The sequence below is a fragment of the Alphaproteobacteria bacterium genome (assembly GCA_041396705.1).
Classification (GTDB): Bacteria; Pseudomonadota; Alphaproteobacteria; order CALKHQ01; family CALKHQ01; genus CALKHQ01.
This window is the reverse complement of record JAWKYB010000003.1, coordinates 309,350-323,731: the sequence shown is the minus strand read 5'-3', so window position 1 is coordinate 323,731 and position 14,382 is coordinate 309,350. Positions and strand designations below refer to the sequence as shown.

13 protein-coding genes and 1 pseudogene are annotated in these 14,382 nt (G+C 72.5%); 5 read left to right on the top strand and 9 right to left on the bottom strand.

What is annotated here, in order from left to right; all coding sequences use genetic code 11:
* Positions 1 to 155: 155 nt before the first annotated feature.
* Together R3F55_04920 and R3F55_04915 are read left to right on the top strand one after the other, a co-directional pair.
* A complete protein-coding gene (locus tag R3F55_04920; protein MEZ5666770.1) occupies positions 156 to 1,571 on the top strand; it encodes an OmpA family protein in 1,416 nt (471 codons plus the stop codon).
* 13 nt (positions 1,572 to 1,584) lie between these two features.
* Positions 1,585 to 2,310 carry a hypothetical protein gene (locus R3F55_04915; GenBank protein ID MEZ5666769.1) on the top strand — a complete coding sequence of 242 codons (726 nt, stop codon included), beginning with the start codon at positions 1,585 to 1,587 and terminating at the stop codon, positions 2,308 to 2,310.
* A gap of 24 nt (positions 2,311 to 2,334) precedes the next feature.
* On the opposite strand, the gene R3F55_04910 is transcribed toward R3F55_04915, so the two are convergent.
* The 4 genes from R3F55_04910 to R3F55_04895 form a co-directional block, all read right to left on the bottom strand.
* Positions 2,335 to 4,002 carry a caspase family protein gene (locus R3F55_04910; protein ID MEZ5666768.1) on the bottom strand — a complete coding sequence of 556 codons (1,668 nt, stop codon included), beginning with the start codon at positions 4,000 to 4,002 and terminating at the stop codon, positions 2,335 to 2,337.
* A 220-nt stretch (positions 4,003 to 4,222) separates the two neighbouring features.
* The gene (locus R3F55_04905; GenBank protein MEZ5666767.1) at positions 4,223 to 4,825 is read right to left on the bottom strand and encodes a ferritin-like domain-containing protein; all 603 of its coding nucleotides are present in this window, start codon (positions 4,823 to 4,825) and stop codon (positions 4,223 to 4,225) included.
* Between the two features lie 250 nt (positions 4,826 to 5,075).
* Positions 5,076 to 5,345, bottom strand: coding sequence for a hypothetical protein (locus R3F55_04900; GenBank protein ID MEZ5666766.1), 270 nt, complete (start codon positions 5,343 to 5,345; stop codon positions 5,076 to 5,078).
* 2 nt (positions 5,346 to 5,347) lie between these two features.
* Positions 5,348 to 5,788 (bottom strand): RbsD/FucU family protein, encoded by a 441-nt coding sequence (locus R3F55_04895; GenBank protein ID MEZ5666765.1) that lies wholly within the window; start codon positions 5,786 to 5,788, stop codon positions 5,348 to 5,350.
* Between the two features lie 191 nt (positions 5,789 to 5,979).
* On the opposite strand from R3F55_04895, the gene R3F55_04890 reads away from it, so the two are divergent.
* Positions 5,980 to 7,683 carry an FGGY-family carbohydrate kinase gene (locus R3F55_04890; GenBank protein MEZ5666764.1) on the top strand — a complete coding sequence of 568 codons (1,704 nt, stop codon included), beginning with the start codon at positions 5,980 to 5,982 and terminating at the stop codon, positions 7,681 to 7,683.
* Here the strand turns inward: R3F55_04890 and R3F55_04885 are convergent.
* Positions 7,596 to 7,907: a hypothetical protein gene (locus R3F55_04885; protein ID MEZ5666763.1), complete on the bottom strand. Its 312-nt coding sequence runs from the start codon at positions 7,905 to 7,907 to the stop codon at positions 7,596 to 7,598. The genes R3F55_04890 and R3F55_04885 overlap by 88 nt on opposite strands.
* Before the next feature lie 556 nt (positions 7,908 to 8,463).
* Positions 8,464 to 8,688: a hypothetical protein gene (locus R3F55_04880; protein ID MEZ5666762.1), complete on the bottom strand. Its 225-nt coding sequence runs from the start codon at positions 8,686 to 8,688 to the stop codon at positions 8,464 to 8,466.
* A gap of 608 nt (positions 8,689 to 9,296) precedes the next feature.
* Here R3F55_04880 and R3F55_04875 point away from each other — a divergent pair.
* Positions 9,297 to 9,874, top strand: a pseudogene (locus tag R3F55_04875) (carbonic anhydrase).
* A 30-nt stretch (positions 9,875 to 9,904) separates the two neighbouring features.
* Here R3F55_04875 and R3F55_04870 read toward each other — a convergent pair.
* From R3F55_04870 to mtnA, 3 genes are all read right to left on the bottom strand, one after another.
* Positions 9,905 to 11,209 (bottom strand): multicopper oxidase family protein, encoded by a 1,305-nt coding sequence (locus tag R3F55_04870; protein ID MEZ5666761.1) that lies wholly within the window; start codon positions 11,207 to 11,209, stop codon positions 9,905 to 9,907.
* 228 nt (positions 11,210 to 11,437) lie between these two features.
* On the bottom strand, positions 11,438 to 11,899 hold the full coding sequence (locus tag R3F55_04865) for a hypothetical protein (protein ID MEZ5666760.1): 462 nt from the start codon (positions 11,897 to 11,899) through the stop codon (positions 11,438 to 11,440).
* Positions 11,900 to 12,018: 119 nt separating this feature from the next.
* The gene (gene mtnA, locus R3F55_04860) at positions 12,019 to 13,116 is read right to left on the bottom strand and encodes an S-methyl-5-thioribose-1-phosphate isomerase (GenBank protein MEZ5666759.1); all 1,098 of its coding nucleotides are present in this window, start codon (positions 13,114 to 13,116) and stop codon (positions 12,019 to 12,021) included.
* A gap of 146 nt (positions 13,117 to 13,262) precedes the next feature.
* Here mtnA and R3F55_04855 point away from each other — a divergent pair, with 146 nt between their 5' ends.
* A complete protein-coding gene (locus R3F55_04855) occupies positions 13,263 to 14,228 on the top strand; it encodes a hypothetical protein (GenBank protein ID MEZ5666758.1) in 966 nt (321 codons plus the stop codon).
* Positions 14,229 to 14,382: the final 154 nt, after the last annotated feature.

The window sequence follows — 14,382 nt, the reverse complement described above, 5'->3', positions numbered from 1 at the left end:
TGCGCCGCTGACCGCGGGCGCAACATTCCGCGATAATGCATCCGCGAACGCGTCCCGGCGGAGAGGCCGAGCGACGGCGCATGCTTGCTGTGCCCGCGCCGCAGCCGCTATCCTGCAGGCCCGGCGGCAACGGCCGCCCGAGCAAGGCGGAGGGAATGCGCGCGGGCCTGATGATAGCGGTCGCCCTGGCCATTGCGCTGCTGGTATTCGCGCCGATCGCCGCGATCCGCGACGTCGAGGCCGACCTGTCCGGCCGCAGCCAGGGCGCGTTGCGCGGCCAAGGCATCGACTGGGCGGCGGTGGCGATGGACGGGCGGACCGTGGTGCTGTCCGGCGAGGCGCCGGACGAGGCGGAGAGCGCGCGGGCGGCAACGCTGGTTGCGGGGTTGCGCGGCGTCGCCGGCGTCGTCTCCGCCGTCGAGGTCGCCCCCGCCCGCGACTATCCCCTGATGGCGGCGATGCACGACGGCGCGTTGACGCTGCGCGGCGAGGTGCCGGACCAGGACGCGCTTGACGCGCTGTCCGCCCTCGCCCATTCGCTGCCGCGGGTCGAGGACGTCGCGCTGGAACTGACGATCGCCGGCGGTACCGCCCTGCCCGACTGGCGCGACATCGCCCTGCAGCTTGTGGAACAGGGCGCCCAGCTGGTCGACGGCACCGCCGCGTTGACCGCCGACGGCATCGTCCTGGAAGGCCTGGTCGCGGACGCCGCGACCCGCGATTCGATCGGCGCGGCCTTCGCCGACCGCGAAGGCCGGCCCGCCAGCGTGACGCTGGAACTGCTGCAGCCGCAGGACTATGCCCTGGCGATCTCGCGCGCGCCGGACCGGCTGACGCTGACCGGCGTGGTGCCGGACAGGACGACCCGCGCCGAACTGGCGGACCTGGCCCAGCGCCAAGGCACGGCCGTGGTCGATACCGCCGGCCTGACGATCGCGCCCGGGCTGGCGGACCCGGAATGGGCGGTCGTGGCCGCCGCGCTGATCCGCCAGGCCGCGGGCATGCAGGAGGCCGAGATCCGCTATTCCGCCGCCGGCCTCACCGTGTCCGGCACGGTGGCGGATCCGGCGCTTGCCGACGTGGTGCGGTCGGCTCTTGCGTCCGTGCTCGGCCCTGACGCCGGCGTTCCGGTGGAGATCGACATCGCCGTGCTCGGCGGAGCGCCCGTGGCGGCGACGCCGGACGATGCGATCGACGCGGATGCCTGCCAGGCCGCGCTCAACGGGCTGGTCCGCGACGGCAGCGTGCGCTTCGTCAACGGCGGTGCGACCCTGGATCCGGCGAGCACGGCGCTGCTGGAAACGGTGGCGTCGACCATGCTGCGCTGCCCGGACAACGACATCGAGGTCAGCGGCCATACGGACTCGAGCGGAGACGCGGCGGAGAACCTGGCCCTGAGCGAGGCGCGCGCCCGGGCGGTGGTCGATGCGCTGGTCGCGCGCGGCGTGGCCGCCGACCGCCTGATCGCAGCCGGCTACGGCGACCTGGTGCCGATCGCCGACAACGCGACCGAGGCCGGGCGCGCGCGCAACCGGCGGATCGAGTTCATCGTGGAGCCCGGGGAGCGGTAGCGGGGGAACGGCGTTGGTTTATCTGTTCGGTGAGATCCTGGTCTGGCTGATCGCGGCGCTGGTGCTCGGCGCCGCCATCGCCTGGCTTTGGTTGCGGATGACGGCGGGCTCGCGCAGCGAGGCCCAGCTCGCCCCCTGGCGCGGGTCACCGTGCTGGAGCGCGAGCGCGACCAGTTGCGGCGAGCTGGGCGAGGTGCGCGACCGCGCCACCGAGCGCGAGACCCAGCTGATGGTGCTGCGCGAGGACCTGGAGTCGGCGCAGGCGAAGGCCGCGGCGCTGGCGTCGGAGCTGGAACGGGCCCGGGCCGAAGGGCAGCCGGCCCCGTCCGACGTGGTGGTGCAGCAGCTGCGGATCGAATTGGCGGCGACTCGGGAACGGATGGCCGAGCGCGAGCTGCGCGTCTCGGAACTGAGCGCCGAGCTGGCCAACTGCCGCGAAGCATACCGGCACTTGGAAGGGCTGCAACGGGCGCCGGCGGCAGGCCCCCCGGCTGGCGCGGCGGCGTCGGACGCTGCGTCAGCCGAGCCCGACCCGCTGACCCGGATCAAGGGCATCGGCAAGGTGCTGGAAGCGAAGCTGCATGCCCTCGGCATCACCCGCTTCGCGCAGATCGCGGCCTTCAGCCCGGCCGACATCGACCGTGTCAACGACCAGCTCGCCTTCAAGGGGCGGATCGAGCGCGAGGAATGGGTCGAGCAGGCCAAGGCGCTGGCGGCAGCCCGCGACGCCGACGGCTGAGCGGGGCCGGCGCGCCGGCCGCGGCTAGAACGCCTGGGCCAGCTCGCCGCCGGTCCACAGCCCGCGGGCCAGCGCCCCGTCCGGCATCTGCGCCACGCCATAGCCGTCGGGCACGTTGCCGTGCCAGGTGCCGGCAATCTTGCGGCCCTCGTAGTCGCTGCTGATGGCATAGCCCTCGACGGCGCCGCCGGCCCATTGGCCGGCGATCTCGCCGCCGGAGGCGAACTGGTAGACGCCGAAGCCGTGCGGCAGGCCGTCCAGCAGGGTGCCGAAATAGCTGTCACCGCTGGCGAAGGTCCACACCCCCATCACCGCGCGCCCGTTCTGGAACTCGCCGGCAAAGACGTCGCCGGCCGACAGGCCCAGCACGCCGTAGGAGACGCCCTGCCCGGCCAGCGGCTCGCCGGTATAGGCGCCATCGGAGAAGTTGCCGGTGATGGCGCCGCCGCCGGCGGCGAACTCCATTGCCCGCTGCCGGGCCGCGCGTGCCTCGGTCGCGACCTCGAAGGCCCGCTGTGCCGCCTGGTCGGCGGCGGCGACCGAAAGCCCGAGCCACTGCTCGTCGGTGAGGTAGCCGGTGGCCGACGCCGCGACGCGCAGCTGGAACCGGCGAATCGCCTCGCGCGTGCCCGGCCCGAACATGCCGTCGATGTCGCCGTAGTAGAGGTCGACCAGCTTCAGCGCCTGCTGCACGCGCTGCCGGTCGAGGACCGGCAGCGTCTGCTCGCGCTCGATCAGCTGGTCCGAGGTCAGCGCCCGGCTCTGGCTCTGGCCGGTGCCCGTCGCTGTCGGCGCGCCGGCGACGCCCAGGTCGCGCAACTGCAGCAGCGCCAGCATAGCGAAGCGGCCGTCGGGGAAGCGCTCGAGATAGTGCCGCAGGGCGTCGGCGCGCGGGGCCGGATCGCCGATCTGCTGGATCGACTGCCAGGCCAGCACGTCGGAGGTCGAGGCGTCCGGCGGCGCATTCGGCGGGGTCAGGAAGAACTCGTCCTCCAGCGTGCCTGACACCCACGGGATCTGCACGCCGCCGGTCGATTCCCGTACCAGCCGGCGCACCTTGCGGAACACCAGGCCGATCTCCAGCCCTGGCTCGCGGATCACCTGCAGCAGCGCCTGCGAATAGGGGCTGTGCACGCCGTTGCCGTCGTCGGCGACCGCGCCGGGCGCGGTGGCATAGGCGATCAGCGTCTGCGCCGAGCCGGCGTCCATGACGGCGAGGCCGCGGTCGGCGCGGTTCTCCAGCTCCGGGAACGGATTGTCGCGGCAGGCGTCCAGCACCATGACGCTCAGCCGCGCGCCTGACGCCTCCATGATGCCGAGGATGTCGCTGGCATTCACCGCCTCCAGGTCCGGGTCGCTGTCGCCGGTCAGCCGGGCGTCGGTCGGAATGACGTAGTTGCTGCCGTCGACCTGCACGCCGTGGCCGGCATAGTAGAACAGCGCCAGGCTGCCCGGGGTCAGCGCCGCGCTGAACTCGCGCAGCGCATCGAAGATGCCCTCGCGGTCGACGTCCAGCCGCTCGATCACCGCGAAGTCCAGCGAACGCAGGGCGCCGGAAATCGACACCGCGTCGTTGCGCGGGTTGTTCAGCGCCCCGGCATTCTCATACGCCCCGTTGCCGATGACCAGCGCCACGCGCGGGCCGTCGAACACCTGGGCATCGGCGCTGCCGAGCCACATGCCGACGGCCATGGCCAGCGCGCCGGCGCCACGGCGTACGATGTCCAAAGCGAGTGAGATGGGGACCGCTCCATGAGATGATTCGCGGCAGAAACATTAGTGGAATCGCCTGCCAGCGAACAGCGCGAATGGGGCGTCACCGGGTCACGCGACAGTGAGTGCGGCCGCGCGGCGCCAGCGCCTCGCGGTGGCGGCGCGCCGGCTCGGCGGCCCATGCCGGACGCGGGCGGCGTCAGGCGCCGAATGTCAGCGGCCCGGTCGGCAGCGGCTCGCCGGTCGCCTGCGCCAGTACGGTCCAGTGCATGGTCTCGTCGGCGGCGAGGCGTGCGGCGACCTTGGCCAGCTCGCGGTCGCCCAGGCTGGGGATCGCGCCCAGATAGGCGTTGGCCGCCTGCAGCTCCAGCGTGCGTGCGAAGGCGAGCACGTCGTTCTGGCTCGCCAGCGATGCAACGTTCAGCGAGGCGGCGTAGTCGGCCATCGCCTTGGCCTCGACCGGGACCGCGCCGAGGCCGGCGACGGTCGCCGCCAGCGCATCGCGATGACCCTGGTGGTGACCCTGGAACAGGCTCGCCACCGCCTGCGCTTCCGGCCGCAGGACACCGGAGTCGAGGGCGAACTGATATGCCGCCACCGCCTCGTGCTCCAGGCCGAGCGCGAAATTCAGCGTCGCACTGTCGGTCTCGGCATCCACCGCCGCGCCGGCGGCCGGCGTCGCCGACCGCCCGCTCTGGCAGGCGGCGAGCAGGCTGACGGCGCCGGCGGTCAGGGTCAGCGTACCGATGCCGCCCAATAACGTGCGGCGGCCGGTCGAGATGGTTTCGTCATCGCGGTTCATGGTGTGTTTCCTCGCTCGGCCTGCCGGTGCCTGCCTGGCGCAGGCGCTTGCAGCAACCGGGACCCGGCAAGCCCGAAATGCACCCGATCACTGGGATACGCAGGCCGCGCGCCGGCAGATCGCGCGACACCGCGCCGGCAACCGCCACGCGCCGCCCCGCCACCGATCAGATCGCAGAAACCTGTCGTATCGCTCTGCAAATCAACAAGAATATGCGGTCTGGCGTTGTCGGCGCGTGCTGTGATGTCGCTCACAGCGCCGCGGCGCGCATGAACGCCTGGCAGTCGCTGTAGCCCTTTTCCCAGCCGGCGCCGTAGTCGCCGCCGAACACGCCGCCCAGCACGCCGCCGCGTTGGTAGTCGAACGCCTCCAGGCCCAGATCGGCATAGCCGCTGTCGCAGCCGTCGGAATAGCCTTCGCCATAGGGCGTCAGCACGCCGAGCTGGGGCGGGCTGTCGCAGCCGGCGAGGCCGAAGCCCGCGGCGGCGGCGACCAGGGCGAGGCGAAGTCGCGCGATCATGCTCACTCCTTCGGCGGAATCACGCCCATGCGCAGGATGATGTTGCCATAGAGCCTGGATTCGCCGGTCGCCACCACCGCGAAGCACGCCCTGGTCTGCTCGTAGAAGGCGAAGCGCTCCAGCGAGCCGAGGGAAAAGCGGCCCTTGCCTTCCGCGCGATCGATGCAGTCCTGGAACTCGGTGCAGATCGGCGGCACGGCGCTGGGGTCGTCGACCACTTCCATCCGCCAGGCCGCGGTTTCGACGAAGGTGTCGAGCGGCATCACCGACAGCACGGCGTCGAGCACGCGCGTGGCGCTGTGGCCGTCCATTCGGATCAGACGCCTGCCCATGGTGGCCGCCGGGAAGTTTCCGTCGACGATGGCGATGTCGTCGCCATGGCCCATGGCGCGCAGGGTGTGGAGCAGGTCCGCATTCAGCAGCGGATCGAGTCCCTTCAGCATGCCTTCCCCTTCAGCATGGTCGCCCCCTTCAGCGTGGTCGCTGTCATTGCCGCAGTGGCTGGCCGCGCCGGTTCGCCCGGCTGTCGCAGCCCGAGAATGGTGATGGGAGTTGACCACAGCGGCCCGGCAATGCAAGCACAAAGCGGCTCCGAGGCCGCCGTCCTGCGGCTCGCCGGCCGGGGAACGAGCGCATGACCACGCCTGCTTCCGGCGACGCCTGCGTCGCCGCCATCGATATCGGCACCGCCAGCGTACGGTCGGCCATCGTCACCGCGGACGGCACGATCCTGGCGCGCGCGACGGCCGACATCGCCGTCAACCGGCCGGAAAAGGACCATCGCGAGCAGTCGTCGGACGAGATCTGGGCGGCAATCTGCACCACGATGCGCCGCGCGGTCGCCGAAGCCGGCATCGCGCCCGCCGCGGTGCGCGGGCTCAGCGTCGACACCACCTCCTGCACGCTGGTATTCCTCGACGGCGGTTTCGCGCCGGTGTGCATTTCCGGCGACGGCGATCCGCGCTGGAACGTGATCCAGTGGGCCGACCACCGGGCCGTCGCCGAGGCCGAGGAATGCACGGCCACCGGCCATCGCATGCTGCGCCATGTCGGCGGCGTGATGTCGCCGGAGATGCAGGTGCCGAAATGCCTGTGGGTGAAGCGGCAGCGGCCGCAGGCCTGGGCGCGCACCGCCCATGTCTTCGACCTGGCCGACTTCGTCACCTGGAAGTGCACCGGCGACGCCGCCCGCTCCGCCTGCACCCTGACCTGCAAATGGGGCTATCTCGGCCACGAGGACGCACCCTGGCCCGACGATTTCCTGGCTGCGGTCGGGCTGGAAGACGGCCGCGCCCGCACCGGCGTGCCGGCGCGGGCCACCCCGGTCGGCCGGCCGATCGGCAGGCTGAGCGCCGCGGCGGCCGAAGCGCTCGGTCTCGGCCGCGACTGCGTCGTCGCGGCCGGGCTGATCGACGCCCATGCCGGCGTGCTCGGCGTGCTCGGCGCCGCCATCGGTGCCGCCGACGGCGGCCCGGTCGACGACCGCATCGGCCTGATCGCCGGCACCTCGACCTGCCACATGGCGCTGTCGCCGGAGCCGCGTTTCATTCCGGGGGTCTGGGGCCCCTATCTCGGCGCCGTGGTGCCGGGCATGTGGGTGAACGAGGGCGGGCAGAGCGCCACCGGCGCGCTGCTCGATCACGTCATCCAGCTGCACGGCGGCACGCCGACGCCTGCGGCGCACCGGGCGCTGATCGAGCGGGTGGCGGCGCTGCGCCGGGCCGACGGATTCGGGCTCGACCCGGAGCTGATGGTGCTGCCGGACTTCCACGGCAACCGCTCGCCGCTGGCCGACGCCCACGCCCGCGGCGTGGTTAGCGGTCTGACCATGGATGCGTCGGACGACGCGCTCGCCCGGCTCTATTTCGCCACTTGCCTCGCCATCGTCTACGGCACCCGCCACATCATCGATGCGATGAACGCCCAGGGCTTTCGCATCGACCACCTGCACCTGACCGGCGGCCATGCCCGCAACCCGCTGCTGGTCGAGCTCTACGCCAGCGCCACCGGCTGCACGGTGGTGCTGCCCGAGCAGGAGGACGGGGTGCTGCTCGGCGCCGCCATCCTGGCGGCCAGCGGCTGCGGCCTGCACCAGTCGCCCGCCGCGGCGGCCCGGGCGATGGTGCGCACCGCCAGCAGCCGCTGGCGGTCGACCAGGTCGCGCACTTCGATCGGCGCTACCAGGCCTTCCTGCGCATGCACGAGCACCGGCGCGAGCTGGCCGCGATCGTCGCCGGTTGAGCGCGGGCCTCAGGCCGGCCGCTTCAGCAGCACGAAGGCGTCGCTGGCGCTCTGCCAGCCCTGCTTCACCATCGGCCGCCGCGCCGCCTCGACATAGCCGCGCCGGCCGTAGAGCCGCTGGGCGCCGTCGTTGCGGTCGGCAACGATGATGTTGAGGTGCCGGCAAGCCTGCGCGCCGCCGCGATCGCCTCGGCCAGGTCGAGCAGCCGGTTGCCCCAGCCCTTGCCGCGATGCGCCGGAAATGTCGCCAGCACGTTGACGTACCAGGTGGCGGGCGCGAGTGTTCTCCAGCTCCTGCAGCGGGCGGAACATCGCCGGCATGTCGTCGGGATCGGCGGCGGCACCGCCGCGATCGCATAACCGGTCAGGCCGGCGACCACGCCACTTACCTCGTCGACGACGTAGATCTCGTCGCGCCACTTTCGCTTCGGCGGCGCCGGCCGACCGCCTCGGCATCCTCGCCCGGTTGCGCCATCTGCACCACAGGTAGTGCGGCATGCCCTCGCCGGCGAGGTTGACCCCGCTCGTTGTGGGCCGCCGCGTCGCCCGGCTCGGCGCGGCGGATCGGCGATTCCACGGTTCACGTCCACGGTGTCATCCGGCAGGCGGGATGCGGTCACGCACACGGACGTGGCGACCGCAGGGCGCGGCCTGGCCGCCCGGGCCACCGCCCTCGCTGCCGCCACCTTCTCGCCACCGCCCTCGCCGCCGCCATCGTCTCCACCCGTGCTCTCGCCGTCGTCGCCGCCGCGCTGTCCGCGCTGTCGCCGCCTTCACCGCCCTCGCTGTCGATGGCGACGGTCGCCGCAGGCACGCGGTGCCATGATATCGGCGATTGTATCGTTGATGGTACCGGCAATCACCAGCGTGACGACCATCAGAGGAAGAACGCTTCGTTCCGAGCAGCGTCCTCGCGGCGCCGCCGATGACGACCGCGCCGGCCGGCTCTGATGGCGTCGGCGCTGGTCTCGACCTCCTCCTCGCCCGGTCTCCGTGCGAACGGTACCGCGAACCTCGCACGCCGGTCGGTGACCGCCGAAATGCCGGCGCTCAGCCCTGCGATCCGCAGCGGCACGCGCTCGCCATTGGCGAGAAGGCCCATCACCGCGTCGAGGTCGCCGCTCTGCGGGTCAGGCGCAGCCCGGCGCGGACCTGGTCGCCGCGCTTCAGCACCGCGGCAGCCGGCCTGCGGCCCGTTGGCGAAGGCTCGATCAGCCACCGCTGCGATCCGTGGCGAAGCGGAACACCGCATAGGGCACCCGGCCCTGGGCGACGGCCGGTATGTAGGCAGGATGGCCAGCGCCGCGAGCGACGCCGAAAAGCCCGCTGATCTATTGAACAACTCCTTGATTGTCTTGTTTGATTTATCTCAGGCGGGTCTGGACGACTGGGTGACTGTTTCATCGAACCGGCGGTCCGGCAACTCGTACGATCCTGTGGACCGATTTCATGTGCGGTGCGCCGAGCCCTCACCTTCGCCTATGCGCGCGCCGCCGGACCGCCAGCCGGCCGTCCGAATGCAGTACTGCTCAACAAGAATGTTGTTTGTGTTTTTTCACAATCACTGTCGTGACTCATTGTTGACTTCGATGCCCTGTGGGCATCACCTCACCTGCGCTGGCTGCGCGCCTGCTCCAGGAGCCTGATACCGGGCTGCGGCCTGTCTCCACCGCGACAGGCGGCCGCGCAGCGTAAACGCGAGGGAAACCGATGAGCGATCTCGTCGACGAAGTACTGATGCCAACGCACGCTATGCGGCGACGTTCGGCGACAAGGGCGCGGGCGGGCTGCTGCCGGCGTGGCGGTTCGCGCATCCTGACCTGCATGGACGCCCGGCTGGACCCGGCCAAGTTCGCCGGCCTGGCCGAGGGCGAGACGCACATGGGGATCCGCAACGCTGGCGGCCGCGCCAGCGACGACGCCATCCGCTCGCTGGTGATCTCGTACAAGCTGCTCGGCACCCGCGAGTGGTTCGTCGTCCACCACAGCGACTGCGGGATGGAGACCTTCACCGACGAGATCATGCGCGGGCCGCTGGCCAGCAGCCCGAGACCACATCGACGCCTGGCTGGCACGACACCGGCAAGGGCCCCGGCTCGCACGAGGCGGCCTATGTCGACTGGCTGACGATCGGGGACCAGGCCGAAAGCGTGGTCGCCGACGTGGCGCGCATCCGCAACCACCCGCTGGTGCCGCGGTCGATCCCCGTCTACGGCTACATCTACGACGTGCGCTCCGGCCGGCTGGTCGAGGTGCCGGCCGCGACGGCGGCGGGCAAGGCGGGCTGAAGCGCGCGGGGCCGGCGGCGGCCGGCGCGGTCAGGCGCCGACCCGGAACCAGGTCGCCATGCCGCCGGCCTGATGCTCCAGCATGTGGCAGTGGATCATCCACTGGCCTGGGTTGTCGGCGACGAGGCCGACGCGTGCGCTCTGCCCCGCTTCGATCAGCACCGTGTCGCGCCAGGCGTCGCTGCCGCCCATGTCGCTGCCGGCCAGCACGCGCATGTGGTGACCGTGCAGGTGCATGGCGTGCGGCCAGACCGTGTCGTTGACCATCTCGATCACGACATGGCGGCCGCGCGGCACGTCGAACAGCGGCCGGCCGGGCATGCCGGCGATCCCGTTCAGCGCCCAGACCAGGCCGCTGCCGTCGTTGCCCATCATGCTCATGTGTCCGCCGGGGTGCGTGCCGTCGGGCATGTGGCCCATCGCCCCGCCCTGGATCGCCAGCGGCACGACCAGGGCCGCGGACGGATCGGGTGCGGCCAGCTGGCCGTTGACGGCAAGGGCGAGCGGCGCGTCGAGCGGGTGGTCGCGCACGGCAGTGCCGGCCTCGTAGTCGAACCAGGCCGCCGGATGGCGCTGGTCGCCGACCCGGACCTCGAGCGGAACCGACGCGCCGGGCGCGAGCGCCATGTCGACCATCAGGTCGGCGCGCTGGCCGGGGGCGAGCGCCAGCGTTCCGCCGGCCGGGCGCGGCGTCACCGGCTGGCCGTCGACGGCGATCAGGACCGGGCTGTGGTCGGCCAGCGCGAGTTCCAGCACCCGGGCGTTGGCGGTATTGACCAGCCGCAGGCGGACCCGTTCGCCCGACCGCACGGCGACGCGGGCCTCGTTGCGGCCGTTGGCGGTGAGGAGGTTGCCCAGCCGGCCGGCGTGGCTCCAGTCCATCATCGAGCCGAAGCTGGCTTCGTCGATCTGCAGGTCCTGGCCGACCCGCCAGTCGTCCAGCACCAGCAGGACGTCGCGGTCGGCCTGCGGCGGCTCGGTCTCGTCGACGATCAGCACGCCGTACAGCCCGCGCGCCACCTGTTCCCACGACCGGTTGTGCGGGTGGTACCAGAAGGTGCCGGCGTCCGGCACCGTGAAGCGGTAGTCGAAGCCCTCGCCGGGGGGAACCGCGTCCTGGGTCATTCCGGCGACGCCGTCCATCCGGTTGTCGATGCGGATGCCGTGCCAGTGGATCGTGGTCGGCTGGTCGAGCCCGTTCTCCAGCCGCACGGCCAGCGTCTCGCCCTGGCGCAGGCGCAGCAGCGGTCCCGGCACGGTGCCGCCATAGCCCCAGATCGCCGTCGCCGGCGCGTCGGCAACCATCGACAGCAGCCCCGGCGCGGGCCGCAGCACCAGCGGCGCGGGCTCCGCGGCCCGGACGCGACCGACGCGCGCCGCGCCGAGCGCGATCGGCGGCGCCGCCGACGCCGAGCAACGCCCGCCTGGAGAGGGACGGCGACCGAACGGACATGATGCCTCGGACCTTGGTTGCGACGCGGCCACGCATCACAGTTAGGCCAGCCGCGCGGCGGCAGGAGGCGACCGAACGACGCTCCAGCGCTGTAGGGTTCGGCGCCTGCCTCAGCCGCCGGCCGGGCTGACCAGGGCCGGCGGCAGGGAGTCGAAGGCGACCTCGGCCCGGTCGGCGGCGACGCTGTCCTCGCCGACGATGCGCAGCGCATAGCGGTCGCTGTCGACCAGCGGCGCCGGCCCGAAATACTCGACCATGACCGTCAGCTTGTTGCCGTCGGGGCTGCCGACCGCATGGACGATGAACGGCGCGGCGCGGCCGTCCGGGCCGAGGATCTCGACCTCGTGCACGGCCAGGCTCGGCGCCCGTACCGAGCGCGCGTTGGCCGTCGCCGAACGGTCGGCACGCCCGAATTCGAGCGTCAGCCGCCAGCTGTTCTGCGTGGTCGGGGCGGTCGATACCGCATTCAGGGCCAGGGCGGCGGTGTCGTCCTGGGCGGTGGCGATCGGCGGCACCGCCGTCGTTGCGACGGCCAGGGACAGCAGGGCGGATGCGATGAGACGTCTGGTCATTGCGGACTTCGGGGACTGCGAACGGGGACGGCTGCGGCGGCAATCGGCCGCTTCCGGGCAATTCTGTGGCGATCGACGGATCGCGGGCGATCGGTGGGGGTCATGCGCGACCCCGGATATCATGCGGCGCGGTCGGGGAAAAGCGCGGCCAGGCCATCCGCGGTCGCGGGGCAGATGCCGCGCTCGGTGATCAGGCCGGTGACCAGGCGCCGGCGTGACGTCGAAGGCATAGTTGGCGACCGGGCTGCCGTCCGGTGGCAGGCCTGGACGGTGACGATGCGGCCGTCGTCGGCGCGTCCGCTGATCCGCGCCACCTCGTCGCCGGACCGCTGCTCGATCGGCACCTCGGCGAGCCCGTCGCGGATGGTCCAGTCGATGGTCGGCGACGGCAGCGCCACGTAGAACGGCACGGCGTTGTCGCGGGCGGCCAGCGCCTTCAGATAGGTGCCGATCTTGTTGCAGACGTCGCCGGTTCGCGTGGTGCGGTCGGTGCCGACGATGCACAGGTCGACCATGCCGTGCTGCATCAGATGGCCGCCGGTGTTGTCGGCGATCACGGTGTGGGCGACGCCGTGATGGCCGAGTTCGTAGGCGGTCAGCGAGGCGCCCTGGTTGCGCGGGCGGGTCTCGTCGACCCAGACATGGACGGGAATGCCGCGGTCGTGCGCCTTGTAGATCGGCGCGGTGGCCGTGCCCCAGTCGACGGTGGCGAGCCAGCCGGCGTTGCAGTGGGTCAGGACGTTGACCGGCCGGCCGGCCGGCCTGCGTGCGGCGGCCTGGCGGATCAGGTCGAGCCCGTGGTCGCCGATCGCGGCGTTGATCGCCACATCCTCGTCGCAGATCGCCGCGGCGCGGCGATAGGCGGCGGCCGCGCGGCCGTCCGGCGGGGTGTCGGCCAGCAGGCCGCGCATGTCGTCCAGCGCCCAGCGCAGGTTGACGGCGGTCGGCCGGGTGGCGAGCAGCGTGTCGTATGCGCCGGCGAGCGCGGCGTCGGACGCGTTCGCCCGCATGGCGAGCGCCAGGCCGTAGGCGGCGGTGGCGCCGATCAGCGGCGCGCCGCGGACCAGCATGGCACGGATGGCGTGGGCGGCCTGGTCGAGGTCGCTGAGGGTCTCGCGGACCAGCGCGTGCGGCAGGCGGGTCTGGTCGATGATGCCGACGGACCAGCCGTCGTCGTTGACCCAGATGGTGCGGGTGGCGGTGCCGTCGATCTTCATGGTCTGCCGTCTGTGGGTGCGGTCGCGATTCGCGGCCACCCTGCCGGGATTTGCTGCGGGGGGCAATCCGCCGGCGTTTCACGTGGAACATAACGGAAACTTGCGATTGACCGCGGACAGCACCCGATATAGAACAAAAAGGGAATATGGAGAACGCACCCAGACATGTCGCCCTGGCCGAGCTGCGCGCGCGCATCGCCCGGATCGAGGGGCCGGAGGCCGCGGCGAACGGAGGCGGCACACTGCGCCTGGGCGTGGCCGGGATCGATCGCCGCCTGCCCGGCGGCGGCCTGCAGTTCGGCTGCCTGCACGAGGTGGTCGGCCCGGTCGAGGGCGCCGGCACGGGCTTCGTCGTCCACCTGCTGCGCCGGCTGGTCGCCGGCGAGGCGGCGGCCGGCCGCGGCGACCGGCCGGGCGACGGCGGGCCCGTGTTCTGGTGCGCGCCCGAGCCGGGGCTGCATGCGCCGGGCCTTGCCGGCCGGGGGCTCGACATCGACCGGCTGATCCTGGTCGAGGCGCCGCGGCGCGAGGACCGGCTGTGGGCGATGGAGGAATGCCTGCGCTGCCGCGGCGTCGCGGCGGTGGTCGGCGAGTTCCGGGTGCGCGACGGCATCGACCTGACCGCCAGCCGCCGGCTGCAGCTCGCCGCCGGCCAGGGCGGCGCCATCGCCCTGCTGCTGCGCCCGCCCCCGCCCCGGCCCCCATCCCGGCCCCCATCCCGGCAAGGCATGGCCGCGGCGGACGACGATGACGCGGCGCCGGTTTCCGCTCTCGGCGCCAGCGCGGCGGTGACGCGCTGGCGGGTGCGGCCGGCCCCTCCCCCCGGTGACGATGCCGGCTTCGACGCCGAAAAGGGGGCCAGGGCCGGCATCGGGAGCGACGACGATGGGGGCGATGACGGTGGGGGCGATGACATGGGCCGGCGTTCGCGCTGGCGGCTGGCGCTGACCCGCAGCCGCAGCGGTGCCTGCCGCCAGTGGACGGTGGAGGTGGATCATGCGACGGGTGATCTCGCTGTGGTTGCCCCGCTTCGCGACGGAGCTGGCGCAGCGCTCCCCTGCGGATGGGAGAAGCGGCGGGGGCCTACCCTGCGAAGCGCCGCAGCCGGCTGAGGGCCGCGGCCCGGGCGCGGAACGGCCGGCACCCCCGGCCTCAACCGCCGCCGCGGTCCAACAGGCACAGACGGGACATCCCTCCTCCCCCGGCGCGGGGGAGCATCGAGGAGGGGGGGTGACGCAGGCCGGTGCCGCCCGGCGCGGCGCGCAG